The 26,048-nt window shown below is 39.7% G+C and carries 29 protein-coding genes; 10 read left to right on the top strand and 19 right to left on the bottom strand.

What is annotated here, in order from left to right:
* The first annotated feature begins 84 nt into the window (after window positions 1–84).
* The 6 genes from ffh (at window position 85) to hda (ending at window position 7,364) form a co-directional block, all read left to right on the top strand.
* A complete protein-coding gene (gene ffh / locus HMPREF3020_RS07090; RefSeq protein WP_005698426.1) occupies window positions 85–1,476 on the top strand; it encodes a signal recognition particle protein in 1,392 nt (463 codons plus the stop codon).
* A 240-nt stretch (window positions 1,477–1,716) separates the two neighbouring features.
* Window positions 1,717–3,960 carry a nitric-oxide reductase large subunit gene (locus tag HMPREF3020_RS07095; protein ID WP_070776041.1) on the top strand — a complete coding sequence of 748 codons (2,244 nt, stop codon included), beginning with the start codon at window positions 1,717–1,719 and terminating at the stop codon, window positions 3,958–3,960.
* A gap of 182 nt (window positions 3,961–4,142) precedes the next feature.
* Window positions 4,143–4,481: a hypothetical protein gene (locus HMPREF3020_RS07100; RefSeq protein WP_070776042.1), complete on the top strand. Its 339-nt coding sequence runs from the start codon at window positions 4,143–4,145 to the stop codon at window positions 4,479–4,481.
* 121 nt (window positions 4,482–4,602) lie between these two features.
* Complete coding sequence (gene upp / locus HMPREF3020_RS07105) at window positions 4,603–5,229, top strand: uracil phosphoribosyltransferase (RefSeq protein ID WP_005695610.1); 627 nt, start codon at window positions 4,603–4,605, stop codon at window positions 5,227–5,229.
* A gap of 120 nt (window positions 5,230–5,349) precedes the next feature.
* A complete protein-coding gene (locus HMPREF3020_RS07110; RefSeq protein WP_049365006.1) occupies window positions 5,350–6,597 on the top strand; it encodes a nucleobase:cation symporter-2 family protein in 1,248 nt (415 codons plus the stop codon).
* A gap of 71 nt (window positions 6,598–6,668) precedes the next feature.
* Window positions 6,669–7,364 (top strand): DnaA regulatory inactivator Hda, encoded by a 696-nt coding sequence (gene hda, locus HMPREF3020_RS07115; RefSeq protein ID WP_049374630.1) that lies wholly within the window; start codon window positions 6,669–6,671, stop codon window positions 7,362–7,364.
* Between the two features lie 55 nt (window positions 7,365–7,419).
* Here the strand turns inward: hda and HMPREF3020_RS07120 are convergent, their stop codons facing one another.
* The 12 genes from HMPREF3020_RS07120 to ccmA all read right to left on the bottom strand — a co-directional run bounded on the left by HMPREF3020_RS07120 (window position 7,420) and on the right by ccmA (window position 15,552).
* Window positions 7,420–7,716, bottom strand: coding sequence for a hypothetical protein (locus tag HMPREF3020_RS07120; RefSeq protein ID WP_049369386.1), 297 nt, complete (start codon window positions 7,714–7,716; stop codon window positions 7,420–7,422).
* A gap of 5 nt (window positions 7,717–7,721) precedes the next feature.
* Window positions 7,722–8,351, bottom strand: coding sequence for a DUF8095 domain-containing protein (locus tag HMPREF3020_RS07125; RefSeq protein ID WP_257282230.1), 630 nt, complete (start codon window positions 8,349–8,351; stop codon window positions 7,722–7,724).
* Window positions 8,335–8,733 carry an SMU1112c/YaeR family gloxylase I-like metalloprotein gene (locus HMPREF3020_RS07130; RefSeq protein ID WP_070776043.1) on the bottom strand — a complete coding sequence of 133 codons (399 nt, stop codon included), beginning with the start codon at window positions 8,731–8,733 and terminating at the stop codon, window positions 8,335–8,337. Before HMPREF3020_RS07130 ends, HMPREF3020_RS07125 begins: the two co-directional genes overlap by 17 nt.
* The gene (gene ccmI, locus HMPREF3020_RS07135) at window positions 8,733–9,650 is read right to left on the bottom strand and encodes a c-type cytochrome biogenesis protein CcmI (RefSeq protein WP_049385006.1); all 918 of its coding nucleotides are present in this window, start codon (window positions 9,648–9,650) and stop codon (window positions 8,733–8,735) included. Before ccmI ends, HMPREF3020_RS07130 begins: the two co-directional genes overlap by 1 nt.
* Window positions 9,650–10,114: a cytochrome c-type biogenesis protein gene (locus HMPREF3020_RS07140; RefSeq protein ID WP_049385007.1), complete on the bottom strand. Its 465-nt coding sequence runs from the start codon at window positions 10,112–10,114 to the stop codon at window positions 9,650–9,652. The genes ccmI and HMPREF3020_RS07140 overlap by 1 nt, the downstream gene beginning before the upstream one ends.
* The gene (locus HMPREF3020_RS07145; RefSeq protein ID WP_049364999.1) at window positions 10,114–10,659 is read right to left on the bottom strand and encodes a DsbE family thiol:disulfide interchange protein; all 546 of its coding nucleotides are present in this window, start codon (window positions 10,657–10,659) and stop codon (window positions 10,114–10,116) included. The genes HMPREF3020_RS07140 and HMPREF3020_RS07145 overlap by 1 nt, the downstream gene beginning before the upstream one ends.
* A gap of 62 nt (window positions 10,660–10,721) precedes the next feature.
* Complete coding sequence (locus HMPREF3020_RS07150) at window positions 10,722–12,671, bottom strand: heme lyase CcmF/NrfE family subunit (protein ID WP_049372898.1); 1,950 nt, start codon at window positions 12,669–12,671, stop codon at window positions 10,722–10,724.
* Entirely contained in the window at window positions 12,671–13,201 is a 531-nt protein-coding gene (gene ccmE / locus HMPREF3020_RS07155) for a cytochrome c maturation protein CcmE (protein WP_049385008.1), read from the bottom strand. The genes HMPREF3020_RS07150 and ccmE overlap by 1 nt, the downstream gene beginning before the upstream one ends.
* Window positions 13,198–13,401, bottom strand: a complete 204-nt coding sequence (gene ccmD / locus HMPREF3020_RS07160; protein ID WP_005699972.1) for a heme exporter protein CcmD — start codon at window positions 13,399–13,401, stop codon at window positions 13,198–13,200. The genes ccmE and ccmD overlap by 4 nt, the downstream gene beginning before the upstream one ends.
* Window positions 13,402–13,430: 29 nt before the next feature.
* Window positions 13,431–14,171 (bottom strand): heme ABC transporter permease, encoded by a 741-nt coding sequence (locus tag HMPREF3020_RS07165; protein WP_005695597.1) that lies wholly within the window; start codon window positions 14,169–14,171, stop codon window positions 13,431–13,433.
* A 67-nt stretch (window positions 14,172–14,238) separates the two neighbouring features.
* Window positions 14,239–14,904 (bottom strand): heme exporter protein CcmB, encoded by a 666-nt coding sequence (gene ccmB, locus HMPREF3020_RS07170; RefSeq protein ID WP_049372896.1) that lies wholly within the window; start codon window positions 14,902–14,904, stop codon window positions 14,239–14,241.
* A 6-nt stretch (window positions 14,905–14,910) separates the two neighbouring features.
* Window positions 14,911–15,552 carry a cytochrome c biogenesis heme-transporting ATPase CcmA gene (ccmA, locus tag HMPREF3020_RS07175; RefSeq protein ID WP_049364994.1) on the bottom strand — a complete coding sequence of 214 codons (642 nt, stop codon included), beginning with the start codon at window positions 15,550–15,552 and terminating at the stop codon, window positions 14,911–14,913.
* A 283-nt stretch (window positions 15,553–15,835) separates the two neighbouring features.
* Between ccmA and sodA the strand changes: the two genes are divergently transcribed.
* Window positions 15,836–16,483, top strand: a complete 648-nt coding sequence (sodA, locus tag HMPREF3020_RS07180; protein WP_049364993.1) for a superoxide dismutase [Mn] — start codon at window positions 15,836–15,838, stop codon at window positions 16,481–16,483.
* A gap of 51 nt (window positions 16,484–16,534) precedes the next feature.
* On the opposite strand, the gene HMPREF3020_RS07185 is transcribed toward sodA, so the two are convergent.
* The 7 genes from HMPREF3020_RS07185 to HMPREF3020_RS07215 all read right to left on the bottom strand — a co-directional run bounded on the left by HMPREF3020_RS07185 (window position 16,535) and on the right by HMPREF3020_RS07215 (window position 22,937).
* Entirely contained in the window at window positions 16,535–16,978 is a 444-nt protein-coding gene (locus tag HMPREF3020_RS07185) for a methyltransferase family protein (protein WP_070776044.1), read from the bottom strand.
* A 52-nt stretch (window positions 16,979–17,030) separates the two neighbouring features.
* Window positions 17,031–17,645: a YfgM family protein gene (locus HMPREF3020_RS07190; protein WP_049364991.1), complete on the bottom strand. Its 615-nt coding sequence runs from the start codon at window positions 17,643–17,645 to the stop codon at window positions 17,031–17,033.
* An 18-nt stretch (window positions 17,646–17,663) separates the two neighbouring features.
* On the bottom strand, window positions 17,664–18,935 hold the full coding sequence (gene hisS, locus HMPREF3020_RS07195; RefSeq protein ID WP_070776045.1) for a histidine--tRNA ligase: 1,272 nt from the start codon (window positions 18,933–18,935) through the stop codon (window positions 17,664–17,666).
* A 9-nt stretch (window positions 18,936–18,944) separates the two neighbouring features.
* Window positions 18,945–20,051, bottom strand: a complete 1,107-nt coding sequence (gene ispG / locus HMPREF3020_RS07200) for a flavodoxin-dependent (E)-4-hydroxy-3-methylbut-2-enyl-diphosphate synthase (RefSeq protein WP_065243889.1) — start codon at window positions 20,049–20,051, stop codon at window positions 18,945–18,947.
* Window positions 20,052–20,069: 18 nt separating this feature from the next.
* Window positions 20,070–21,101 (bottom strand): RodZ domain-containing protein, encoded by a 1,032-nt coding sequence (locus HMPREF3020_RS07205; RefSeq protein WP_070776272.1) that lies wholly within the window; start codon window positions 21,099–21,101, stop codon window positions 20,070–20,072.
* Between the two features lie 75 nt (window positions 21,102–21,176).
* Window positions 21,177–21,719 (bottom strand): type IV pilus biogenesis/stability protein PilW, encoded by a 543-nt coding sequence (gene pilW / locus HMPREF3020_RS07210; RefSeq protein WP_070776046.1) that lies wholly within the window; start codon window positions 21,717–21,719, stop codon window positions 21,177–21,179.
* A gap of 69 nt (window positions 21,720–21,788) precedes the next feature.
* A complete protein-coding gene (locus tag HMPREF3020_RS07215; protein WP_070776047.1) occupies window positions 21,789–22,937 on the bottom strand; it encodes a dual-specificity RNA methyltransferase RlmN in 1,149 nt (382 codons plus the stop codon).
* A 302-nt stretch (window positions 22,938–23,239) separates the two neighbouring features.
* On the opposite strand from HMPREF3020_RS07215, the gene HMPREF3020_RS07220 reads away from it, so the two are divergent.
* From HMPREF3020_RS07220 to HMPREF3020_RS07230, 3 genes are all read left to right on the top strand, one after another.
* A complete protein-coding gene (locus tag HMPREF3020_RS07220; protein ID WP_070776048.1) occupies window positions 23,240–24,115 on the top strand; it encodes a D-alanyl-D-alanine carboxypeptidase family protein in 876 nt (291 codons plus the stop codon).
* A 153-nt stretch (window positions 24,116–24,268) separates the two neighbouring features.
* Window positions 24,269–25,150: a metal ABC transporter substrate-binding protein gene (locus HMPREF3020_RS07225; protein WP_049364985.1), complete on the top strand. Its 882-nt coding sequence runs from the start codon at window positions 24,269–24,271 to the stop codon at window positions 25,148–25,150.
* Window positions 25,150–26,046, top strand: a complete 897-nt coding sequence (locus tag HMPREF3020_RS07230; RefSeq protein ID WP_070582499.1) for a manganese/iron ABC transporter ATP-binding protein — start codon at window positions 25,150–25,152, stop codon at window positions 26,044–26,046. The genes HMPREF3020_RS07225 and HMPREF3020_RS07230 overlap by 1 nt, the downstream gene beginning before the upstream one ends.
* Window positions 26,047–26,048: the final 2 nt, after the last annotated feature.

The following is a 26,048-nucleotide window of genomic DNA, read 5'->3' on the forward strand; positions in this document are numbered from 1 at the left end:
CGCCATAATTTTATTTGAAATGATGAAAAACGCCCAAATTTCGGTATAATCACGGCAATTTTTTAAGAAAAAACAGGATTTAAAATGTTTGAGAATTTATCGGATCGCCTTTCCAAAACGCTACGCAACATTAGCGGTAAAGGTCGCTTAACTGAAGATAATATTAAAGAAACCCTACGCGAAGTACGTATGGCTTTATTAGAAGCAGACGTTGCGTTGCCTGTCGTACGTGAATTTATCGCCAAAGTAAAAGAAAGCGCATTAGGCGAAGAAGTCAATAAAAGCTTAACACCAGGCCAAGAGTTCTTAAAAATTGTTCAACGTGAACTAGAAAAAGCAATGGGGGAAGCTAATGAAAGCTTAAACCTGGCGACACAACCACCTGCAGTTATTTTAATGGCGGGTTTACAAGGTGCGGGTAAAACCACCAGCGTGGGTAAATTAGCTAAATTCTTACGCGAACGTCATAAAAAGAAAGTGCTCGTGGTATCTGCCGACGTATATCGTCCTGCGGCGATCAAACAGCTTGAAACCTTAGCACAATCTGTTGGCGTGGATTTCTTCCCATCTGATGTTAAACAAAAACCGGTAGAGATTGCAAAAGCGGCACTTGCTGACGCTAAACTCAAATTTTACGATGTATTAATCGTGGATACCGCGGGTCGCTTACACGTTGATAGCGAGATGATGGATGAAATCAAGCAAGTTCATGCAACATTAAATCCAATTGAAACGCTCTTCACGGTTGATGCGATGACCGGTCAAGATGCGGCAAATACCGCAAAAGCCTTCAATGAAGCCTTGCCTCTTACTGGGGTTATCTTAACCAAAGTGGATGGTGATGCGCGTGGCGGTGCGGCTTTATCCATTCGTCAAATCACCGGCAAACCGATTAAATTCCTAGGTGTGGGCGAAAAAACAGAAGCCCTCGAGCCATTCCATCCTGATCGTGTAGCATCGCGTATTTTAGGCATGGGTGATGTGCTTTCCCTTATCGAAGATCTGGAACGTTCAGTGGATCGAGAAAAAGCGGAAAAAATGGCGCAAAAATTCAAGAAAGGCGATGATTTCACCTTAGACGATTTCCGTGAACAGCTCCGTGAGATGAAAAAAATGGGTGGCATGATGTCTATGCTTGAAAAATTACCGGGTGCGAAAAACTTACCGGATCATGTCAAAAATCAAGTAGATGACAAAATGTTTATCAAAATGGAAGCTATCATTAATTCCATGACCTTAAAAGAACGTGCCAATCCAGATATTATCAAAGGATCTCGCCGTCGTCGTATTGCATTAGGTTCTGGCACACAAGTTCAAGATGTGAATAAGTTGCTGAAACAATTTGACGAGATGCAGCGTATGATGAAAAAAATGCGCAAAGGTGGCATGGCGAAAATGATGCGTGGCATGCAAGGCTTAATGGGCGGAGGCGGCTTAGGTGGCCTTGGTGGTTTAGGCGGTATGTTTAAACGTTAATTCCTTCTTCAAATAAAGTGCGGTCAAAAATCAATAGGTTTTTGACCGTATTTTTTATCTTTTTATTCAGCATTTCCTATTACCTGATTAAATTACTCAGTTTTAGGTAATATTTTCATCAATCGATAGCCGATATAATTGCTCAAGTATTTTACTTGGCGTAAAATCTAGGTCCTGATGATTATCTACGACATTTAATCATCAGGAAGTGATATTTTCTAATAATCTAGGAGTGATAAAATGGGACAGTATAAAAAGTTCTGGTACCTATTAGTCGCCGTATTGATTGGAGCCTTCTCCATCCTCGGTTACTATGGGTTCGAAGTTTATCGTGAAGCACCACCGATTCCGCAACAATATGTTTCTGAATCTGGCGAAAAAGTGATTACTCACGATGATATTTTACATGGTCAAACCGCTTGGCAAACCACTGGTGGTATGCAAGTGGGGTCTGTTTGGGGACACGGTGCATACCAAGCACCAGACTGGACGGCAGATTGGCTTCACCGTGAATTAACTAACTGGTTGGATATTACAGCGAATCAAGAATTTGGTAAAAACTTCGCTGATTTAAATGATGAACAACAAACGTTATTAAAAGCGCGTCTAACCAAAGAATATCGTGGTAGCAAAGTTGAAAACGGTACCGTTGTGCTTTCAAACACCCGTTTAGCGGCAATGGAAAAAACAGCGCAATACTACATCTCTTTATATGGTGATGATCCTGCAACCAAAGTGACCCGTGAACACTTTGCGATGAAGGATAATACCCTTCCTGATTTACAAGCTCGTAAAGACTTAGCTAAATTCTTCTTCTGGACCGCATGGACTGCATCTGCTGAACGTCCAAATACTCACGCAAGTTACACCAACAACTGGCCACATGAGCCGTTAATTAATAACGTGCCAACACCAGAAAACGTGATTTGGTCTATTGCGAGTGTGGTATTCCTCATTGCAGGTATTGGTTTCGTGGTATGGATTTGGTCATTCAAAAAACGTGAAGATGAAAAAGAACCACCAACACCTGAGTTCGATCCACTCACAAAATTACAACTTACCCCTTCTCAACGTTCATTAGGTAAATACCTCTTCACTGTGCTTGCACTTTTCCTCTTGCAAGTCACATTAGGTGCGGTTGTTGCACACTATACAGTTGAAGGTCAGGAATTCTATGGTATTGATATTTCTCAATACTTCCCATATTCATTAGTACGTACATGGCATATTCAAGCAGCCTTATTCTGGATTGCAATGGCATTCTTAGCGGGTGGTTTATTCCTTGCACCAATCATTAATGGCGGTAAAGATCCGAAATTCCAAAAATTGGGTGTGGATGTTCTATACTGGGCATTAGTGGTATTAGTCGTCGGTTCATTCACTGGTAGCTACTTAGCGATTGCGCATATTCTTCCAGAAGAATGGAGCTTCATGTTCGGTCACCAAGGCTATGAATTCATTGACTTAGGTCGTTTCTGGCAAGCAGTGAAATTCGCAGGCATCTTATTCTGGTTAGTCTTAATGCTTCGCGGTACTGTGAACGCATTCAAACAACCGGGTGATAAAAACTTATTAGCATTATTCTTCGCTTCCGTAATTGCGATCGGCTTATTCTATGGCCCTGCATTATTCTATGGCGAACACACTCACATTTCTGTGATGGAATACTGGCGTTGGTGGGTAGTTCATCTATGGGTAGAAGGCTTCTTCGAAGTATTCTCTGTAGCTGCACTTTCATTCATCTTCGTAAGTTTAGGTTTAGTTTCGCGTCGTACTGCAACTGTGGCAACCATTACTGAAGCAGCATTATTCTTAATCGGTGGTATTCCAGGTACATTCCACCACTTATACTTCGCAGGTGCAACCACACCAATTATCGCAGTTGGTGCATCATTCTCTGCGCTTGAAGTGGTACCTTTAGTGTTACTAGGTCATGAAGCTTGGGAACACTGGGCGATGCAACAAAAAACACCTTGGATGGAACGCTTAAAATGGCCTCTTTACTGCTTCGTTGCCGTAGCGTTCTGGAATATGTTAGGTGCTGGCGTATTTGGTTTCTTAATCAATCCACCAATTTCGCTTTACTATATCCAAGGCTTGAACACGACTGCCGTTCATGCTCACGCCGCATTATTCGGTGTGTATGGCTTCTTAGCACTAGGCTTCGTCTTCTTAATCGCTCGTTATTTACGTCCGGATACACCATTTAACGATAAGTTAATGAAATGGGGCTTCTGGTTATTAAATGGCGGTTTAGTATTAATGATCGCATCAAGCTTATTACCTATCGGTATTATCCAAGGATATGCAAGTATCTCTGAAGGCTTATGGTATGCACGTAGTGAAGAATTTATGCAACAACCTCTATTCGATACCCTACGTTGGGTTCGTTTCGGTGGCGACGTTGTCTTCATCTTCGGTGCTCTCGCTTTCTTCTGGCAAATCTTTACGATGGTATTCTTTAAACCTAAAAAAGCAGCATAATTAAATTTATTATCGTGCAAAAGCGGCTAAGTAACTGGCCGCTTTTTATTTGTGAAAAATCCGTTAAATTTTCTGACCGCACTTTGATCTCCATCAAACCATTTACCTTCTTTTAAGTATGATTAAATTTGTCTTTAGATCTATACTCTTCATACTTTCAACTTTTTTTATAACATTTCAACATGAGTGACAATCCATTCAACGCGAGTTGGTCATCAAAGGGCAATACGCTATGTCTAGGTCATTGGGACATTACTTATCTCGGTTTACCTGTAGTACTGCCACTTGAACGCCGTGATAAAGATATGGGAACAAATAATATTTATAATTTTATAGATCCCGAAGATGAGCTTTATCGAGAAGGCTTAATGGAAGATGATTGGATTGTGGAAAACATCGATTGGCTTTCGGATGTTTTTATTGATCACAATATCCCCTTAGAAGAAGAAACTATGCGAGCATTCTATCAAGCGGTGAATAAGGAAGATTGGCGCTGTGGTAGCTGTGGTGGATGTATTTAATAGCAAAGTGCGGCCAATTTTATCGTCGTTTTTATACCGAACTGTCATAATAAAAACACTAGGAAATTCAATATTTCTGATATAGAATTCTTCGATTTGTTTTTTAAAAGGGAGAAAAAAGATGAAACTCGTTGAAGTTAAACATCCGCTTGTTAAACATAAATTAGGCGTGATGCGCGAAGCGGATATTGATACCAAAAAATTCCGTGAACTTGCCACTGAAGTGGGCAGCTTACTTACCTATGAAGCCACTGCCGATCTTGAAACAGAAAAAGTGATTATCGAAGGTTGGAATGGCCCAGTTGAAATTGAACGTATCAAAGGTAAAAAAGTCACTGTTGTACCAATTTTACGTGCGGGTCTTGGTATGATGGACGGTGTATTAGAACACGTTCCAAGCGCTCGTATCAGTGTGGTTGGGATTTATCGTAATGAAGAAACCCTTGAGCCTGTCCCTTATTTCCAAAAACTCGCGAGCGATTTAGAAGAACGTTTAGCTATCGTTGTGGACCCAATGCTTGCAACCGGTGGTTCAATGATCTCTACAATTGATCTATTAAAAGCAAAAGGTTGCCAACACATTAAAGTATTAGTATTAGTCGCGGCACCAGAAGGGATCAAAGCATTAGAAAAGGCGCATCCAGATATCGAACTTTATTGCGCATCGATTGATGATCACTTAAATGAACAAGGCTACATCATTCCTGGCTTGGGTGATGCGGGCGATAAGATTTTTGGGACGAAATAATTCCCTTTTAACAAGACGGCATTTATAGCCGTCTTTTTTCCGTGCGTGAAAACACAAAAGCTAAAAAAGCATTAAAACCGACCGCACTTTCAGTTAATTCAAACCGAGAGTTGAAACTAAATGAGTAATCAAACTACAACCGCACCTGTTGAGGTGCAAAGCATGGGCAAACAAGCGTTTGTCGGTTTACAGATGTTATTTGTGGCCTTTGGCGCCTTAGTATTAGTTCCCTTAATCACCGGATTAAATTCTAATACAGCCCTTCTAACCGCAGGTATCGGCACACTACTTTTCCAACTTTGTACCGGTAAACAGGTTCCTATTTTCTTAGCCTCCTCTTTTGCCTTTATTGCGCCTATTCAATATGGCGTACAAACTTGGGGCATTCCAACCACAATGGGTGGACTTGCTTGTGCAGGTTTCGTCTATTTCGCACTATCAACCTTAGTAAAATTACGTGGTAGTGCTGCGCTTGAGCGTATCTTCCCGCCTGTTGTTGTCGGTCCCGTAATTATCATTATTGGTATGGGACTTGCACCTGTTGCTGTGGATATGGCATTAGGTAAAAACAGTGCATACAGCTATGAGCATTCAGTATTGGTTTCGATGATTACCTTGGTCACTACCCTTTCTGTTGCGGTATTTGCTAAAGGTATGATGAAACTGATTCCAATTATGTTTGGTATCGTTGCTGGCTATGTGGTTTGTTTATTCCTAGGATTAATTAATTTCCAACCTGTTTTAGATGCAAAATGGTTTGAATTACCTGAGTTAACCAAACCAGAATTTAATTTAGAAGCGATTCTTTATATGCTACCAATTGCTATCGCACCAGCCGTTGAACACGTGGGTGGTATTATGGCAATCAGTTCTGTAACAGGTAAAGATTTCCTTAAAAAACCAGGCTTACATCGCACCTTATTAGGTGATGGTGTGGCAACGGCTGCAGCGTCATTAGTTGGTGGTCCACCAAATACCACTTATGCTGAAGTAACGGGTGCTGTAATGCTAACTCGCAACTTCAATCCAAATATTATGACTTGGGCTGCGGTATGGGCGATTGCAATTTCCTTCTGTGGAAAAGTAGGCGCATTCCTTTCTACAATTCCAACCATCGTAATGGGGGGAATTATGATGTTGGTATTCGGTTCAATTGCCGTTGTCGGAATGAGCACCTTAATCAAAGGTAAAGTAGATGTGACCGAGCCTCGCAATCTTTGCATCATTTCTGTGGTGATGACTTTCGGGATCGGGAATATGTTTGTCAACGTCGGCGATGTTGTTTCCCTGAAAGGGATTAGCCTTTGTGCCATCGTTGCCATTGTGCTGAACTTGATTTTGCCAAAAGCAAAAAATGAAGTAGAATAAAACCTCCCAAACAAAAGGGTTAAATGAAAATTTAGCCCTTTCTTTTTTATTTTAAATCAACTCGTTAATCCGTGAATCAGCAACTTTCTTTACCTATTCATCAAATTGATGATGAAACGCTTGAGAATTTTTATAGCGATAATAATGCATTATTGCTTAATTCTTTACGTCAAAACATGACTGATTTACAACAACAATTCTTCTACCTTTGGGGCAGCCAAAGCGTTGGGAAAACCCATCTTTTGCGCGCACTTTGTAATGAATATATTCAGCAACAACGAAGTGCCATCTATGTCCCACTGAGTAAATCACAATATTTTTCCACGGCGGTTTTTGAGAATTTAGAACAACAAGAACTGGTTTGCTTAGACGATTTGCAAACAATTATTGGAAATTCAGAATGGGAAATTGCCTTATTTGATCTTTTTAATCGCATTAAGGCTAATGGTAAAACCTTATTAGTTGTCAGTTCAGATCAATCTCCAACTGCCCTACCCGTTAAATTACCGGATCTTGCTTCTCGCTTAAAATGGGGAGAAAGTTATCAATTGATTCCACTCAGCGATGAACAAAAATTTGCAGTATTGAAACAGAATGCCCATCAACGAGGTATCATACTTTCAGATGATACTGTCAATTTTATATTCACGCGTTTAGATCGTGATATGGCGACACTAAAAGAAGCATTAGTGAAACTCGATGAAGCCTCACTACAAGCAAAACGAAATCTGACGATTCCTTTTGTAAAATCGATTTTAGGCTTATAAACAAGCAAAAAAATAACCGCACTTTTTCAAGCGCGGTTATTTTTTCTTTATTTAATTACCAGCAATGATGGCAATAACCGAATGCCGGCATAATAGCCACTGGATAACGAGAATAGCCTGTCATTTTTGGACGATGATCGCTTGCATTCACTTCATTTGGAACACTATCTCTTTGTGCGACTCTCGCTTTTTCTCGAGCTGTAACAGTATTACCACTTGTTACTCGAGCATTATAATCTTGTACAGCATTCATATCATACTCAGCTGCGCCATTACCAATACTTGAAGCTTCCTGAGGTGCAGTACACGCAGTTAAAACAGCTAACGCTGCAATAGAGATCAATTTTTTCATAAATTTTACCTTTTGTTACAAACCACTTTATTAAGTGTTTCTCTGCCTTCTTTGATCCGTTCGTTCGCTTTTCTTCTAACATTCGGATCTTCGTTATTTTCAATGTATTTCGCTACATTGGCATTCTTTATTGCATAAACAGGCACATACTGCGAAGTTTTTGTTTCGCCCTGTTTATAAATTGTCGCCCCTAACACGCTTCCATAATATTCACTGGCATCATTTGGCTTAATGTAATAATTACTAGAATTTGTTACATCTACACCATCTGTGCTTTTAAAACCACTACAGATTCCCGCGGGTGACAGAAACGTTGTTTTAGATGCCGCAACTTCGTTAAATTTATATACTTCAAATTCAACACTGTTGGCCAGCTCTTCCATATCTTTTTCAGATTTAGGATCTAAACTTCTCTGTCCTTTTCCATCAATATATTTCACTGTTTCAGAAATATTACTTTCAGAAACATTAACTGAAAGATTATTTTCAGGCGTTTTTACCTTTGTTGCATATACAACACTACTACCTTCGGCTGAAACAACTGACGCTGCTAAAATACAAAAAGAGTAAATCCCAATTTTTTTCTTAATATGACTCATAATAATTTGATTTTCTACGTTAATAATTATTTTCATATAACTCAATAGGTAAATAATCTGGGTCTCGGAAGAAAGTGTACTTCATTCCAGTTAATTCATCAACTCTAATTGGTTCACAATTAATACTGTTTTCCAGAAGATAAGCAACATATTCATCAATGTTATCGACTTTAAATGCCAAATGCCGTAAACCGCAGGCTTCAGGGTTGGTGACTCTTTGAGGCGGATTTGGGAAAGAAAATAGCTCTATTTGACTCCCATCCGGAAAACTTAAATCTAATTTATAACTATCTCGTTCTGCCCGATAAGTTTCATTTAGCGGTTTTGCCCCTAAAATCTCCATATAAAAATGCTTCGAACGTGCATAGTTCGAAGCAATAATCGCAATATGGTGAAAACCTAATAATTGAGGTTTCATTATTTCTCCGGGGTGACGCTTTTTGCTTTTTCTTCTTCCTGTAAAGCAAGGGCATCACGTGCAGCACGAATACTCTTCTCAAGCATTGGCACTCGAGGATCATCTGGTTCCAATAAACGTAACATCATTGCCCAGGTTACTGCCGCCATTTTATAATCCTCACCTTCAAAATAACTGAAAGCAAGTAAACTTAATGCTTCAGGGTTAGAATGATCTTGACGAATAATCTCACGTAAAAGCTGATTACCTTTCAGTTTATCCGTTTGATCTTCAGAAGACATTAACATACGCGCATAAGAAAGCTTATAATCTAAATTATCCGGCTCAAGCTTATTCGCTTGTTGGTAACTATCAAAGGCTAATTTTCCATTACCTAAATTCATCCCTACCTGACCTAGCAACCACCATTTTTTAGCATCCTTTGGTGTTTTTTGTAAATCCAAACGAAGTGCGGTAGAAAATTGTTGCATTTCTGCATCCGTCATTGGGTTTGTGTCTTCTTCTTTGATTCGTTCAAAGAAATAAGGTAATTTTGCCAATGTTTTTTCCATCATATCTTCGGCTTTCCAAGATCCCAAAGGGAAATAAGCCCCGCCAGCAATAATAGCCAAACCTAATAAACCAGAAACAAACCATAACTTACCGTAATTTTTGGCATTTTTATCGAGCGTTTGTGTTTCTTGTTGAGGAATATCTTCCAACAATGTTTTTTGTAGCTCTTGTTTAAGTTGTTCAACGTTCTCTACTAAACCTTGCTGATTATCTTGCTCAATCTCTTTTAAGCGAGAAAAATACAATGCTTTATTTAATTCATCACGCTTTTTGTCTTCTTTCGCTTTAACTGAACGCAACAAGGGATAAAAACAAATCAATGCCACCACTAAAGTGAGCACAATAATACTTAATGCAAAATTCATTATTTATCCTTTTCTTTGAGTAAAGCCGATAAACGCGCATTCTCTTCGTCATCTAAAATCGCATCAGAATTAACCGCACTTGGGCTTTTTGATTTACGTTTAAATACAAATAAAATGCCAATCAACACTAACAAAATTGGGGCAATCCATAATACGATTGTTGACGTCGTCATTGGTGGATCATAAGTCACAAAATTGCCATAACGTTGAATCATATAATCGACAACTTCACTTCGTTTTTTGCCTTCTTGTAACAACTCAAACACTTTGCCACGCATATCTACCGCAATGGTTGCATTCGAATCGGCAATATTGTTATTTTGACATTGTGGACAACGTAATTCTTGTGTTAATTGATGATAGTCCTTTTCTTGCTCTGGTGAAGCAAAATTCAATGCATCAATGGAAGCTGTCGCCGAGATACTCACAAAAAGTGCGGTTAAAAAAAGCCATGATTTTTTCATTATGGTTTCTCCGCGAGTTTGTCATAAATCGGTTTTAAGGTCTCATTCCAAACGCGTTCATTCACATCACCCGCTAAGCGATAATGAATCACACCTTTGCCATCCACGATAAATGTTTCTGGTGCGCCGTAAACCCCCAAATCTAATGCAAAAGAACCTTTTTCATCTTTAAGCACAAGACTATAAGGATTGCCTAAATCTTTCAGCCATTTTATCGCTTTTGGTGATTCATCTTTATAGTCGATACCAATGATTGTTACACCTTGTTTAGCCAATTGATTCAAGTATTGATGCTCGGCATAACAAGTTGGACACCAAGTTGCCCACACATTTAATAGAATCGGTTTGCCTTGTTGGAAAATTTCATTACCGTAGGTTTTATTTTCCAATAAATCCGTTAATGTTTTCTGTGGCACTGGTTTTCCCACAAGCGCAGATTCTAACGCTTTTGGATCATCACCTTGCGCGTTACGTCCTAACTGAACTAAAAAAGCAGCAGCCACAGCAAGAAAAATAATAAGTGGGATAAGTAATTTTTTATTCATAACACTATCAATTTCACATCTATTTCACATCTATTTCTAAGGGCATACGCCCCTTATTACAATTAAGACTGTTTAACTAATCGACTAAAACGATAACGACGGTCAAACATACAGAGCAAGCCACCTAATGCCATAAACAATCCGCCAATCCAAATCCAACGGATAAATGGTTTATAGTAAAGACGTAGTGCCCATGAGTTATCATCTATTTTTTCACCTAAAGCGACATAAAGATCGCGAGTAAAGCCCCAATTAATTGCCGCTTCCGTCATTGGCATTTTACTGACGGTATAAAAACGTTTTTCAGCAAATAATGTTGCTTCTGGTTTACCCGCTTTTGAAATGTCGATTTGTGCTTTACCGCCCATATAGTTAGGACCATTTGCATCACTCACGCCAGCAAATTTAAAGTCATAATTAGCAATCTGCACTGTATCACCCACAGCCATTCGCACATCACGTTCTACACTGAAGTTTTGGCTAAAGGCAATTCCCCAAACGGTCATCGCTACACCAAGGTGAGCTAAAATCATCCCCCAATGGGAACGAGAAAGTTTAGTAATACCTTTAAAGAAAGATTCGCGGTGTGTTGCACGTTGTTTCATTTCATAGAGACTCAGTAACACAATAATGACGGACATCATGGTACCAAGCACAGCACTGACGGTGAGTTTATTTTGTAGGAAATACGGTAAAGCAAAACCTGCAATCGCCATCACAATGGCACTCACAACAACCGGTGTACGAATTTCAGAGAACTGATCGCGACGCCATTTTACTAATGGCCCAATACCTAGTAATAAGGCAAATGGGGTCATAATAATCAGGAACATTTGATCAAAGAACGGCGCACCGATCGAAATAGATCCCAAACCTAATTGTTTGTGAACTAACGGTAATAATGTTCCTAAGAACACCACACAAAGTGCGGTCATTAATAGGATGTTATTTAATAATAATAAGGTTTCACGAGAATAACGTTCCGCATTATCACGTGAACGAATTTGGTTGCCTTTATAAGCATACAAGGTTAACGAGCCACCTATCACTACAACCAAATAAGCAAGAATATACAAACCACGTGTTGGATCTGAAGCAAAGGCGTGTACTGACACTAAGATACCGGAACGAACTAAGAATGTACCCAGTAAGCAAAGGGAGAACGCCAAAATCGCTAAAAGCACAGTCCAAGCTTTAAAAGAGCCACGTTTTTCAGTCACCGCTAAAGAGTGGATTAATGCGGTTCCCGCAAGCCAAGGCATTAAAGAAGAGTTTTCTACTGGATCCCAGAACCACCAGCCACCCCAGCCGAGCTCATAATATGCCCACCAAGAACCGAGCACGATCCCGAGTGTTAAAAACACCCAAGCAGCGATCGTCCAAGGACGTGACCATCTAGCCCAAGCTGAGTCTAATTTACCCGTCATTAATGATGCGATCGCAAAGGCAAAAGCAACAGAAAAACCAACATATCCCATATAAAGTAATGGTGGGTGGAAAATTAAGCCCACATCTTGCAACATTGGATTGAGTTCTCTGCCATCTACTGGGAAGTCAGGGAATGTACGGGTAAACGGATTTGAGGTAAATAATACGAAGAGTAAAAAGCCGATGCTAATAATCCCCATAATACCTAATACACGAGCTACTGCTTCCTGTGGCAAGTGTTTGCTAAATAAGGCTACTGCTGCACCCCAAAGTGTTAATAACCAAATCCAAAGTAATAATGACCCCTCATGTGAGCCCCAAACTGCAGATAAACGATAATAAATCGGCAAGCTGCTGTTAGAGTTATTTACCACATATTGCACACTGAAATCATTTACAGCAAACAGATAGAACAATGCTGCAAACGCAATGGTTAAAGTAAAAAATAAACCATAAGTCATGGGACGAGCCAATGACATAAGTTGAGGATGACCTTTTTCAGCTCCCCATAATGGGAGAATGGCTAAAAAGAATGAAACGGCAAGGCTTAAAGCAAGCGCATAATTTCCTAATTCAGCAATCATTAGCGACCTTCTTGCGATTTTTGCTGGGTTTCTTTATAACGACGATCGGCTTCACTCTCGCCTTTTAGTTCTGCCCCCATTGGTTTATGCATTTTCTTCATTTTCTCACCTAATTCTGGCGGCACATAATTTTCATCATGTTTAGCAAGCACTTCTGTTGCTTCTAATAAGGTTGGTTCTTTTAACACACCTTGCGCAACAATACCCTGTCCCTCACGGAAAAGATCCGGCAGAATACCTTCGTATTCAACTGTAATTGATGGACCAATATCATTCACATCAAAGCGAACTTTGAGACTTTTCGGATCTCGACTAACAGAGCCTTCAACCACCATACCACCAACACGAATACGTTGCCCAACTTCAGGTTTTTGATCAGGATTTCCGTCTTTCCCTTCTACAACTTCCGAAGGGGTATAAAATAAATCAATATTTTGGCGAAGCGCATAAAGCACCAAACCTGTCGCAATCGAAATACCTAAAATCACAAAGATGATGATCGAAAGTCTTGATTTACGTCTTGGATTCATAGCGTATTTCCTTTATTTGCTTGGTTTAAACGAGCTTCACGTTGTTGCTCGCGTAACACCTCTTTTAATACTGCTTTACGCCCCTTGACGCTTTGTATCGCCAAAATGATCATTGCCACGAGGCTAATGCCATAGGAAAGCCACACATAAAAACCATAGCCTCCCATATTGATAAAATCACTCCAACTTTGGAAAAACATTTTCCGCTCCCTAAAATAAAAATAAAAAACTATTTCAGCTTACTTGCTAACTCTTTTACCCATGGACGTTTACTGTCTTCTTTTAGCAATTCAACGCGGTAACGCACAAGCGTAAACCAAATGGATAAAAATAAAAATCCAAAAATACATAAAATCAGTGGAATTAACATCGGCGTTGCAATCGACGGTTTTTCAAACTTCGTGATACTTGCCCCTTGATGTAAGGTATTCCACCACTCTACGGAAAAGTGAATGATTGGTAAATTCACTACACCAACAATACACAAGATACCCGCTGATTTTGCACCCACAGCACGATCAGAAAATGCAGAATAAAGCGCTAATACACCAATATATAAGAAGAAAAGAATGAGTTCAGCAGTTAAACGTGCATCCCATACCCACCAGGTTCCCCACATTGGTTTACCCCAAATTGCACCTGTTACCAAGGCAATAAAGGTAAACATTGCACCGATCGGTGCCATGGCTATCATTGAAAGATGAGCGGCTTTAATTTGCCAAACTAACGCAATAATGGCAGCCACAGCCATGGAACCATACACACCCATTGACCAAATCGCTGCCGGCACATGGACATACATAATTCGGAAACTATTGCCTTGCTGATAATCTGCCGGAGCATAAGCTAAACCCCAAACGATTCCAACAGCCAATAATAAAACCGCAATCACACCAAAAAATGGACTTAATTTGCCACATAAATGATATTGGGTTTCATGTTTTGCGTAAGGATGTAACCACTTCCACATAAAAGATCCTTAATTCAAAAAATAAAAAACAGTTAAAAATCTGACCGCACTTTCACCGTCATGATGATTAATTATCTAAACTAATTCGTAGTGCAGCGGCAATCGCAAAAGGCGATAAGGTTATCGCGCCAGCTAAAATTGCACCTAAAATAGCAAGTTGTCCACCATAAGGGAGATTTAACGTAGCGGCATCTAAAATTGCTGAAGCAAAAATTAAAACCGGAATGAATAATGGTACCACAAGTAAACTCAGCAATACGCCACCTTTACGCAACCCCACCGTTAATGCCACACCAATTGCACCAATGCAGCTTAAAATCGGCGTGCCCACTAAGAGTGTAAGCACCAGTGCCCACCAAATATTCACTTCCAATGAAAGCAATAAAGCGGCAATCGGAGAAAGTAGAATCAACGGCAAACCCGTTAACAACCAGTGTGCAACGACTTTTGCAAGTGCCGTTAATGCTAAAGGTTGAGCCGTAAGCATCAATTGTTCTAAAGAACCATCAATAAAGTCATCTCGGAATAAGCGCTCAAAAGACAGCAACGCAGAAAGCAATGCCGCCACCCAAGCAACTCCAGGTGCGATGCGAGAAAGTAACTTAGGATCCGGCCCAATAACTAATGGAAATAGCGTGATGACAATCAAAAAGAACCAAAGCGGATTTAAAATTTCCGCTTGCTTACGGGTCGCAATCTTCAGCTCTCGCTTTATAATCTGTAAAAATATCATAAAAATCTAAGGGTTATATTTATAATCAGCAAGATTGATTTTCTTCAATAGGCTACTTGGTACTTCCTGATGGCTCGTTAAAATCACCATTCCACCTTTTTTAGCATGATTTTCAAAAAGTGCGGTCAAAACTTCAACCCCTTTTTTGTCTATTGCTGTAAAAGGTTCATCCAAAATCCAAAGTGGTGCTTCCGATATCCATAGTCTCGCCAAGGCAATGCGCTTTTGCTGACCCGCTGAAAGTTGAGCTGCCGGCAAATCTTCACGTCCAAGTAAACCTACTGTTTCCAACACATCCCATAAAATATCGGTGCCTTGTTGGCTTTGACTAATCTGCTGATAAAATTTTAAATTTTCCCATGCCGTTAATTCAGGTTTCACACCAGAATGATGGCCGAGATAAAGTAGCTGATGATGGTATTCTTCGCGTTGTTTTGTAATCTCTTCTGAATTCCACCGCACTTTACCTTCTACAGGTTGTGCAAGGCCGGCTAAAATCCGCAATAAACTTGTTTTACCTATACCATTGTGCCCTTCAATTTGCACGAAATCACCGCTTTGAAATTGCAGTGAAAGATCAGTGAACAACACGCGATCGCCCCGTTGGCACGCTAATTGTTCTAATTGAAGTTGATGAGCAGGAAACATAGTCTCAGCCTTAAAAATAAAATCTTGTGAAAAATCAGCGGGTATTCTACCACAAGGGGAAATTTTGACGAGATTTTAAGGGCTAAAAGGCATAACTATTTAGGCGTAGATCGGTGTATTTATTGATTTAAAACAAACTAAATTTTCCTAGCTTTTTCATCGGATAATCAAATAATTAAAAGATTTACTGATCTAAATCAAATTTTCTGTTACTATTTAGTTACTTTTTGATGTTGTTTTATCAAAAACATTACCTTAACTTCATTTAAAAAAGGAACATATTATGTCTTATACTCTACCTGAATTAGGCTACGCTTATGATGCGTTAGAACCACATTTTGATGCACAAACAATGGAAATTCACCACTCTAAACACCACCAAGCATATGTAAATAATGCAAATGCAGTGTTAGAAACTTTACCCGCTGAATTTTCTGAAATGTGTGCAGGCCAATTAATCAGCCAATTAGATAAAATCCCAGCTGAAAAACGTACTGCATTACGTAACAACGCAGGCGGTCATGCAAACCACAGCTTATTCTGGAAATCATTGAAAAAAGGCACTACTTTACAAGGTGATTTAAAAGCAGCTATCGAACGTGATTTCGGTTCTGTAGAAAACTTCAAAGCTGAATTTGAAAAAGCAGCAGCGACTCGTTTTGGTTCTGGTTGGGCATGGTTAGTGATTAACCAAGGTAAATTATCTGTTGTGTCTACCGCAAACCAAGATTCTCCATTAATGGGTAAAGAAATCGCAGGTTGTGAAGGTTTCCCACTTTTAGGTTTAGACGTTTGGGAACACGCTTACTACTTGAAATTCCAAAACCGTCGTCCAGACTACATCAAAGAATTCTGGAACGTAGTGAACTGGGATTTCGTGGCAGAGCGTTTAGCTAAAAAATTAGCAAACTGCGGATGTTCAGCTAAATAATCACTTCTCTAAATGTAAAAAATCGCCTTTTTTAGGCGATTTTTTTATTAGTTAAATCCAACGTCTGACTTTTTTCTTGTAAGCTAAATAAGACTCACCAAACTTCTTCTCAAGCCAGTATTCTTCAGGTTTAATTTGCCATTGTGTGATGAGATAAACAAAAAGAAAAACACCTAGAAAACTGACCGCACTTTGCAAATAAACTGCCCATGCCACTAGCAAGCCCGCTAAACTTAAATACATTGGGTTACGGCTAAAACGATAAATACCATCTGCCACAAACACGTTGCTTTTTTCTAAGTGAATTGGATTGATATTCGCTTTACTTTTATAAAATTGCCAAAGGCTGAAAAAAGCGATGACAAAAGAAATCGATACAATCAAATAAACTGCTAACACATTGATTTCGAATGGATAAGGATTAGGCAAATATGCCATCATAAGTGCACAGCCAATAAAAATGACGGGTGGCGGCACAATAGGTTTCTGAATCATCAGATCAAAAATCCAATAAAAAAAGCCCGAGCAATTCGGGCTAATTAAAATATTACAGATTATTTAATTTCATCTGTGCCATTTGTTTCTCTAACGGGTTACCGTTTTTCTGTGCATTCTCAAAGCTTGATTTAGCACCATTCACATCGCCTTTTGCGACTTGAATATCACCCGCTAAAAGATCTTTACGCGCACTAAAGCCTTGGCTTTTCACTTGATTTAGACTTGCTAGTGCTGCATCAAATTGACCTTGTTGGAATTGCACAGCAGACAAACGAAGCGCAGCAAGAGACGTTAAGATATCATCTTGTGATTGAGCAATCGCTTGTTTCAAGCTATTTTCAGCAGAGGCGTAATCTTGTTTTGCAACGAAACCTTTTGCTTCATCTAATAAGCTAAATACCGCATAGCTAGTTTTATCATGCGCTTTCACAAATTCAGCCACTTTAGCTTGTTGTGCTGCGGCATCTTTGTTTGTGGTATAAACTAAGGCATCATATTCAGCAGACGCTTGCATGATTTGATTAGCTTGATAAGACTGCCAATAACGCCAGCCCAACATCCCGCCTACGCCAAGGATGAAAGCAGCAATAATGGCTTTGCCATTGTCTTTCCACCACTCTTTTAACTGATTCAGTTCTTGTTCTTCTTCAATGGTATATGCCATTTTCCTATCCTTCTAAAATTAAAATTGAGCTTTCACGTGTTCAATTAAATTGGCCACATCAATGGTTTGTTGCTCAGCTACGCCAAGTAAGTGTTTTACCACCACTTGATTATTTTGCACTTCGCTTTCACCAAGCACAAGGGCAAGGGTTGCACCTGATTTATCAGCGCGTTTAAATTGTTTTTTGAAATTACCGCCGCTGCAATGCAACATGGTGCTTAAGTGCGGTAATTCTGAGCGAAGTTTTTCAGCGAGTTGGAATGCGGCTAATGTTGTGCCTTCACCTTGATAAACAACGTAAATATCTACCGCACTTTTTACCGGAATCGATTTATTCACTTCTTGAACAAGTAGCACTAAACGCTCTAAGCCCATTGCGAAACCGACACCACTGGTTGCGTGACCACCAAGTTGCTCAACTAAGCCATCATAACGTCCACCACCACATACGGTGCCTTGTGCACCTAATGCAGATGTCACCCATTCAAATACGGTTTTATTATAATAGTCTAAGCCACGAACCAATTTTGGATTAATTTCATATTGAATGCCAACCGCATCTAATAAACCACATAACTGTGCAAAATGCTCGCGACTTTCATCATCTAAATAATCCAATAATTTTGGCGCGCCGTCCAATACATCTTGTAATGCTTGATTTTTAGTATCCAAAATACGTAATGGATTTTTTACAAGACGTTCTTTCTCTTCTTCGCTCATTAAATCTTGGTGATTTTCTAAGAAAGCCACTAATGCAGAACGATAGTTTGCACGTGCTTCTAATGAACCAATCGAATTTAATTGAAGTGAAACGTGTTGATCAATCCCTAACGCTTTCCACAAACGTGCAGTTAAAATAATTAACTCGGCATCAATTTCAGGGGTTGCGATACCAAATACTTCCACACCTGCTTGATGGAATTGACGGTAACGACCTTTTTGTGGACGCTCATGACGGAACATTGGTCCCATATACCATAAACGTTGTTCATTGTTGTAAATCCAACCGTGTTCAATCGCAGCACGTACACATCCAGCTGTGCCTTCTGGGCGAAGCGTTAATTGTTCATCATTATCCCAGAATGTGTACATTTCTTTTGATACAACATCGGTTACTTCACCGATTGCACGAGCAAATAATGGCGTACTTTCCACGATTGGCATACGCACTTCTGAATAGCCGTAGCTGCTTAAAACTTGGCGAACCTGCCCTTCAATCCATTGCCAAAGTGGAGATTCAGTTGGGGAACAGTCATTCATCCCACGAATTGCTTGAATATTTTTTGCCACGAGTTTTCCTTAAATAATTCGATTTTTTGGATCTTGTTGTGCAACTTTGGCACGAATTTTTGCTTCTAATTGGTCAATAATCGCGTCGTTATCAAAACGTTCTTTTTGACGCTCGCCATCTAAATAATAGCCACTTTTCTTATTACCACCGGTAACACCGAGGTCAGACACTAATGCTTCACCTGGGCCATTTACCACACAACCAATAATAGATACATCCATTGGGGTGATAATATCTTCTAAACGTTGTTCCAGTGCATTCACCGTGCCAATCACATCAAACTCTTGACGTGAGCAAGTTGGACAAGCAATAAAGTTAATCCCGCGAGAACGAATACGTAACGATTTCAAAATATCAAAACCAACTTTGATTTCTTCTACAGGATCGGCGGCTAAAGAGACACGTAAGGTATCACCAATACCTTCCGCCAACAGCATACCTAAACCAATTGCAGATTTCACTGAGCCCGCTCGCGCGCCACCGGCTTCCGTAATGCCTAAATGCAACGGCTGTTTAATGGCTTTTGCCAATAAACGGTAAGATTCCACCGCAAGGAAGACATCTGATGCTTTTACGCTCACTTTAAATTGATCGAAGTTTAAACGATCCAAGATCTCAACGTGGCGTAACGCTGATTCTAATAAGGCTTCTGGTGTTGGTTCACCATATTTCTCTTGAATATCTTTTTCTAATGAGCCAGCATTGACACCGATGCGAATCGGGATATTTTTATCACGCGCGCAATCCACCACTGCTCGAATACGATCTTCACGACCGATATTGCCTGGATTAATACGTAAGCAATCCACCCCATATTCAGCCACTTTTAACGCAATGCGATAGTCAAAATGAATATCCGCCACTAATGGCACATTCACTTGCTGTTTAATGATTTTAAAGGCTTCGGCGGCATCCATGGTAGGTACAGAAACACGCACAATATCTGCACCGACACGCTCCAAAGATTTAATCTGTGCAACGGTCGCTTCAACATCAGTTGTGCGAGTATTTGTCATGGATTGTACGGCAATCGGTGCATCACCACCGATTGGTACATTGCCCACATAAATTTTTGTCGATTCACGACGTTTGATAGTAGGTTTTACTGCTGACATTCTTTCGTAAATTATTCGTTAAGGTTTTGGTAATTTAAATTTAGCCACACGGCCATCAACGGTAAGCGGATACACTTCGCCTTTATAAGTAATGCGAACGTTACCTGGCGCACCGATAATCAAGGCATATTCATCACCATTAAAGGTTAAGGTTTCACCTTGTTTATATTCTTTTTGCGCTAATACTTTACGGTTTTTGTCTTTCACACTAATCCAACTTGAATTTTTCGTGATCTCAATAACGAGATCGCCTTTCGCTGTAGTTGGTGCTTCAGAAATAGCGGGGTTTTCAACCGCACTTTGTGTATCTGGCACGGTTTTCTCTGTTGTTGGTTCTGTGTTAGGTAACGTTTGTTCCACAACCGGTGCTTGAGCTTGTTCAACGGTAGGCGCTGAAGTTGCAGCGGTTGAAACTTCTGCGTTTACTGTTTGAGCTTGATTTTCTTGAGTAGTTGAAACAGCAGGTTCAGCAGCGGCATTATTTGTTTTTTCCGCTACAGACGTAGTTTCATTGCTTGACACCGCAGGCTGAGTATTTACTGTTACTGGAATTTCATTCGAATGAGTAACTGGTACCTCTGCTGTTTTTTCTTTTTCAACGTAGGTTTGCACTAAATTATCACGTTCTTCGTTTGATTTTTGATAATTTTGCCACCACCATAAGCCAGTCATTCCAACAGCAGCGAGTAAAATAATTGTTGTGAGTGTGCCTACCCAACGGCTGTGAGAAGAATATTGGTTAACTGAACGAGTCGCACGTGTATTTTTACTTAAATCATTTTTATGTGCTTCACCAAAAGTTAAATGAACCCATTCAGCATCAGGAATACGTAAAAATTTCGCATAACTACGTACGTAACCTCTCAAAAAGGTTGAAGGTACATTTTTTTGGACAAATTCATTATTTTCTAATTTTGCCAAAATGCTTGGACGTAAAGAAATGGCCTTTGCCACATCTTCTAAAGAAAGATTTAATGCTTCGCGTGTTTGGCGAAGTTTATCCCCAAAGGAGATTTCAGTTGTTTCAGTTTGTTCGACGATTGTATTCATAGGTATAAAAATAGAGAAATAGAAATAAAAAACTAAATACCAAATTTTAAAGTCGAAAGGGGCTTTTGGCAATGATTATTTGAGCGTGCGGAGCTTTTCCGCTCTAGAAGGATCAACTTGGCGCAATTTCTCCAATGCTTGTTGATAAACATCGGTTTGTTTTCCGGCAAAAGCACAAAGTGCCATATTTTCGTAAGTATCGGCTTGATGATAATAATTCGGCGCAGCGAGTGCCGCATTAAATTGTGAATAAGCTTGTTCTAATTCACCTTGCCCACATAAAAAAGCGCCAAAGTTGTTGTACACATCGCCTTGCTTATCGTCTAACTTAATCGCCTGTAAATAAGCTTGCTTCGCTTTTTCCGTATCGCCTTGTAATTGATAAAAATGCGCAAGTGCCGAGTGCACAAGATAATAGTGTTCATCATGTTCAAAGGCTTTATCTAAATTCAGTTTTGCTTGAACAAAATCCTCTTGTTGCAGATAACCTAATGCCAATTCAACACGCGCTTTGGCTGCTTGTTGTTTATTAAAATCAACAGAAGACTGAGAGACGCAAGCCGAAAAAACAAAAGGAAAAATGACCGCACTTAGAATGTTAATTGGGATTAATTTCATCTTATCACTCCTCTATCTTATCACTCTTATCCAGGCCATTTTTCCTTTACAAGTCTTGCTATATTTAGCTTAGTTAACCGCTTTTACGTCAATACCTTCGCCAAACTTACGTTTCATTGCTGTACGTTTGGTTCGGTCGATCACATCCCCCGCCAACTGACCACAAGCGGCATCAATATCATCACCACGGGTTTTGCGCACAATTACCGTAAAACCGTATTCCATTAAGGTTTTTTGGAAACGATCGACACGGCTATTTGAGCTTTTACCATAAGGCGCTTCTGGGAACGGGTTCCATGGGATCAAATTAATTTTACATGGGGTATTTCTTAATACTTTGGCTAATTGATGCGCATGCTCTGTACCATCATTCACATGATCTAATAACACATATTCAATTGTCACTTTACCATGGTTAGCATTTGATACTTCTAAGTATCTGTGTACCGAATCCATCAACATTTTGATGTTATATTTTTTATTGATCGGCATGATTTCATCACGCAATTCATCGTTCGGTGCGTGAAGTGAAATCGCTAATGCTACATCAATCTTATCACGTAACATATCGAGCGCTGGCACAACACCTGAAGTGGATAACGTCACGCGTCGTTTAGATAATCCATATGCGAAATCATCGAGCATAATTTCCATCGCGGGTACAACATTGGCTACATTTAACAATGGTTCACCCATGCCCATCATCACCACATTGGTAATCGGACGAACACCCGTCACACCAAAATTACCGATAATTTTTGATGCACGCCAAACCTGCCCAATAATTTCAGACACCGTTAAATTACGGTTAAAGCCTTGCTGTGCTGTCGAACAAAAAGTACAAGCTAAGGCACAGCCTACTTGAGAAGAGACACAAAGCGTTGCGCGATCTGCTTCAGGAATATAGACCGTTTCAACTTGCTGTTCACCTACCTGCATCGCCCATTTAATGGTACCATCCGCAGAGCGTTGCTCAACCGCCACTTCTGGCGCTTTAATTTCCGAGACCGCTTTTAATTTTTCTCGTAATTTTTTATTAATATTGGTCATATTGTCGAAGTTATCTTCGCCAAAATGATAAATCCATTTCACTAATTGATCCGCACGAAATGGTTTCTCGCCTAATTCAGCAAAAAACTCACGCATCTGCTGACGCGTTAAATCCATTAAGTTAATCTTTTTTGTATTCGTTTCGGATGAAAGGGGTTGTTCTAACATAAAGCCTCGTTATTACACATTACGGCGATGATGTTACTCATAATTGAGCAACAAAAAATTCGCATATTAAAAATGAGCCGAGATTTTACAGATTTACCGACAGATAAGCTAGCAGATTTAAAAAACAACGAAAATTTTGACCGCACTTATTTGCGATCCGCATCGCAAAAATCAAAAAAATGAAAGGGAAAAGTGCGGTTAAAAAAACTTCGAATTTTTTATCTTTCATACATCCCAAACCCCTACAAAAACTGATAGAATGTGCACTTCGTTTTATTCTCTGAGTTAGCTATATTGAAGATATGTTAAAAAAAGTTCTTTCTGTATTGTGTTTAGTACCCGCAGTCGCAACGGCACAATCTTATATCGTATATGATTTCACCCATGATAGAGTGCTCGAAAGTAGCTCACCTAATCATGTGCAACCTATCGCATCCGTCACCAAGTTAATGACAGCGAATGTGTTTCTTGAAAATAATCGAAACGCAAATTGTACTGCATCGATTACTGACGATGATTATGATTACATTAAAGGCACACATACAAAATTACCAAAATACACGCCAATTTCTTGTAATGAATTATTAAAAGCAATGCTTGTTCATTCTGATAACTATGCTGCCCATGCACTTTCTCGCTCTGCGGGCATGAGTCGTTTGCAATTTATCCAAAAAATGAATGAGAAAGCACGAGAATTAGGCATGCGCTCTACTCGCTTTTCAGACAGTTCAGGTTTATCTGATAGCAACATTTCAAGTGCAATGGATTTAGTTAAGCTAGCCAAATACTCGCTCAATAAAGCACAAATCAAAAATCTTTCTAATATGCCAAGTGCCTTCATTCAAGCTGGCGGACGCAGCGTTTTTGTTAAAAACACCAATAAATTAGTGCGTGAAGAAGTGTTTGATGCAGCAATTAATAAAACCGGCTATATTCGCGAATCTGGCTATAATTTAGTTTTCGTGAATAAAAATCCATGTAATCACTCTACCATCGGTGTGATCAGTTTAAATAACCATTCATCTGCGTTTCGTACTAACTTTACCAAAGGAAAATTAGAACAATACGGTTGTATCGCAGGGCGTAGCATGCACAACTTTACCGTTGATGAAGCCCAATATGAAGAAGGCTATGATGAAGCGGGTATGGATCGCCTAATTCAACAAGTTGGTGGTTAATCATTTCAAAAAGAGCGGTCAATTTTGCACAAAATTTTCCGCTTTTTAATTTTAATCACCTATCGATTTGATAATTATTTTCATTTAAAAAGCTTGTAAAAAATGATATTATTATGCAGAATGCTAATTCATCATTATTTTTAAGGAGATCTCATGAAGCATTTATTTAAAAGCCTATCTGTTATCGCTCTAGGTTTAGCAGCTTTACAAGCCGAAGCGAAATTTAAAGTGGTGACCACATTTACGGTTATTCAGGATATCGCACAAAATGTTGCGGGCGATGCCGCGACGGTGGAATCTATCACCAAACCTGGTGCAGAAATTCACGAGTATGAACCGACCCCTAAAGATATTGTAAAAGCTCAATCTGCTGATTTAATTTTATGGAACGGATTAAATTTAGAGCGTTGGTTTGAGCGTTTCTTCCAAAATATCAAAGATAAACCAGCCGTTGTGGTAACCGAAGGCGTCACGCCACTTTCTATTTATGAAGGCCCTTATAAAGATGCCCCTAACCCACACGCTTGGATGTCGCCATCTAATGCGTTGATTTATGTCGAAAATATCAAAAATGCATTAGTTAAATACGATCCGCAAAATGCTGATACTTATCAAAAAAATGCAGCGGCGTATGCAGAAAAAATCAAACAGCTCGATAAACCTTTACGTGAAAAACTCTCACAGATTCCTGCCGACCAACGTTGGTTAGTGACTAGTGAAGGCGCCTTTAGTTATTTAGCGAAAGATTACGATCTCAAAGAAGGCTATTTATGGCCAATTAACGCTGAACAACAAGGTACGCCTCAACAAGTGCGTAAACTTATCGATTTAGTGAAAAAAAATCACATTCCAGTGGTATTTAGTGAAAGTACCGTGTCAGCCAAACCTGCTCAACAGGTAGCGAAAGAAAGCGGTGCTAAGTACGGCGGCGTACTTTATGTCGATTCCCTTTCTGCTGCTGATGGCCCTGTACCAACTTATATTGACTTACTGAATGTCACTGTATCCACCATAGTCAAAGGATTTGAAAAATAATGACTGAACTGTCCGCTTCTATTTCCGTTAATGACGTAACCGTGCGTTACAACAACGGGCACACTGCAATTTATGATGTTACCTTTGCATTACAAGGGGGAACCATCTGTGCTCTTGTCGGCGTAAATGGGAGCGGAAAATCAACGCTATTCAAAAGCATCATGGGCTTAATTAAACCACAACAAGGCAATATTGCGCTTTGTGGTTTGCCAATTAATCGAGCATTGAAACAAAATTTGGTTGCCTATGTGCCGCAAGCGGAAGAAGTCGATTGGCAATTTCCAGTCTCCGTTTATGATGTTGTCATGATGGGGCGTTATGGCTATATGAACTTTTTGCGTATTCCAAAAGCGGAAGATAAACAAAAAGTGCTCGAAGCGATGCAACGAGTAAACATCGAGCATTTAGCTGAACGACAAATCGGTGAGCTTTCTGGTGGACAGAAAAAACGCGTATTTTTGGCTCGAGCATTAGCACAACAAAGTAAGATTATCTTACTCGATGAGCCTTTTACAGGCGTGGATGTTAAAACTGAAAATGCTATTGTGGAACTCCTTCGCCAATTACGTGCTGAAGGCCATTTAATTTTAGTTTCTACCCACAACTTGGGTTCTGTGCCAGACTTCTGTGACCAAGTGGTAATGATTAACCGTACTGTAATTGCTGCCGGTAAAACGGAAGATACATTCAATCAGCATAATTTGGAAAAAGTCTTTGGCGGAGTGTTACGACACATCAAATTATTAGGTGAAGATCTGCATAATGATGAAGATAAACGTGCTGTCACCGTGCTTACGGATGATGAACGTCCTGTTGTCTTCTATGGCGAAACCAAAAATGATCCGCCCGCAACGGCTGTAAAATCCTGTCGTCTGCCTCCGTCTGACAAGGAATAAGT

It is taken from the genome of Haemophilus sp. HMSC068C11 (assembly GCF_001815355.1).
GTDB lineage: Bacteria > Pseudomonadota > Gammaproteobacteria > Enterobacterales > Pasteurellaceae > Haemophilus_D.

Coding starts and splice junctions, on each gene's coding strand:
- ffh (WP_005698426.1), top strand. CDS start 85: ATGTTTGAGAATTTATCGGATCGCCTTTCCAAAACGCTACGCAACATT.
- HMPREF3020_RS07095 (WP_070776041.1), top strand. CDS start 1,717: ATGGGACAGTATAAAAAGTTCTGGTACCTATTAGTCGCCGTATTGATT.
- HMPREF3020_RS07100 (WP_070776042.1), top strand. CDS start 4,143: ATGAGTGACAATCCATTCAACGCGAGTTGGTCATCAAAGGGCAATACG.
- upp (WP_005695610.1), top strand. CDS start 4,603: ATGAAACTCGTTGAAGTTAAACATCCGCTTGTTAAACATAAATTAGGC.
- HMPREF3020_RS07110 (WP_049365006.1), top strand. CDS start 5,350: ATGAGTAATCAAACTACAACCGCACCTGTTGAGGTGCAAAGCATGGGC.
- HMPREF3020_RS07120 (WP_049369386.1), bottom strand. CDS start 7,716: ATGAAAAAATTGATCTCTATTGCAGCGTTAGCTGTTTTAACTGCGTGT.
- HMPREF3020_RS07125 (WP_257282230.1), bottom strand. CDS start 8,351: ATGAAAATAATTATTAACGTAGAAAATCAAATTATTATGAGTCATATT.
- HMPREF3020_RS07130 (WP_070776043.1), bottom strand. CDS start 8,733: ATGAAACCTCAATTATTAGGTTTTCACCATATTGCGATTATTGCTTCG.
- ccmI (WP_049385006.1), bottom strand. CDS start 9,650: ATGAATTTTGCATTAAGTATTATTGTGCTCACTTTAGTGGTGGCATTG.
- HMPREF3020_RS07140 (WP_049385007.1), bottom strand. CDS start 10,114: ATGAAAAAATCATGGCTTTTTTTAACCGCACTTTTTGTGAGTATCTCG.
- HMPREF3020_RS07145 (WP_049364999.1), bottom strand. CDS start 10,659: ATGAATAAAAAATTACTTATCCCACTTATTATTTTTCTTGCTGTGGCT.
- HMPREF3020_RS07150 (WP_049372898.1), bottom strand. CDS start 12,671: ATGATTGCTGAATTAGGAAATTATGCGCTTGCTTTAAGCCTTGCCGTT.
- ccmE (WP_049385008.1), bottom strand. CDS start 13,201: ATGAATCCAAGACGTAAATCAAGACTTTCGATCATCATCTTTGTGATT.
- ccmD (WP_005699972.1), bottom strand. CDS start 13,401: ATGTTTTTCCAAAGTTGGAGTGATTTTATCAATATGGGAGGCTATGGT.
- HMPREF3020_RS07165 (WP_005695597.1), bottom strand. CDS start 14,171: ATGTGGAAGTGGTTACATCCTTACGCAAAACATGAAACCCAATATCAT.
- ccmB (WP_049372896.1), bottom strand. CDS start 14,904: ATGATATTTTTACAGATTATAAAGCGAGAGCTGAAGATTGCGACCCGT.
- ccmA (WP_049364994.1), bottom strand. CDS start 15,552: ATGTTTCCTGCTCATCAACTTCAATTAGAACAATTAGCGTGCCAACGG.
- sodA (WP_049364993.1), top strand. CDS start 15,836: ATGTCTTATACTCTACCTGAATTAGGCTACGCTTATGATGCGTTAGAA.
- HMPREF3020_RS07185 (WP_070776044.1), bottom strand. CDS start 16,978: ATGATTCAGAAACCTATTGTGCCGCCACCCGTCATTTTTATTGGCTGT.
- HMPREF3020_RS07190 (WP_049364991.1), bottom strand. CDS start 17,645: ATGGCATATACCATTGAAGAAGAACAAGAACTGAATCAGTTAAAAGAG.
- ispG (WP_065243889.1), bottom strand. CDS start 20,051: ATGTCAGCAGTAAAACCTACTATCAAACGTCGTGAATCGACAAAAATT.
- HMPREF3020_RS07205 (WP_070776272.1), bottom strand. CDS start 21,101: ATGAATACAATCGTCGAACAAACTGAAACAACTGAAATCTCCTTTGGG.
- pilW (WP_070776046.1), bottom strand. CDS start 21,719: ATGAAATTAATCCCAATTAACATTCTAAGTGCGGTCATTTTTCCTTTT.
- HMPREF3020_RS07215 (WP_070776047.1), bottom strand. CDS start 22,937: ATGTTAGAACAACCCCTTTCATCCGAAACGAATACAAAAAAGATTAAC.
- HMPREF3020_RS07220 (WP_070776048.1), top strand. CDS start 23,240: ATGTTAAAAAAAGTTCTTTCTGTATTGTGTTTAGTACCCGCAGTCGCA.
- HMPREF3020_RS07225 (WP_049364985.1), top strand. CDS start 24,269: ATGAAGCATTTATTTAAAAGCCTATCTGTTATCGCTCTAGGTTTAGCA.
- HMPREF3020_RS07230 (WP_070582499.1), top strand. CDS start 25,150: ATGACTGAACTGTCCGCTTCTATTTCCGTTAATGACGTAACCGTGCGT.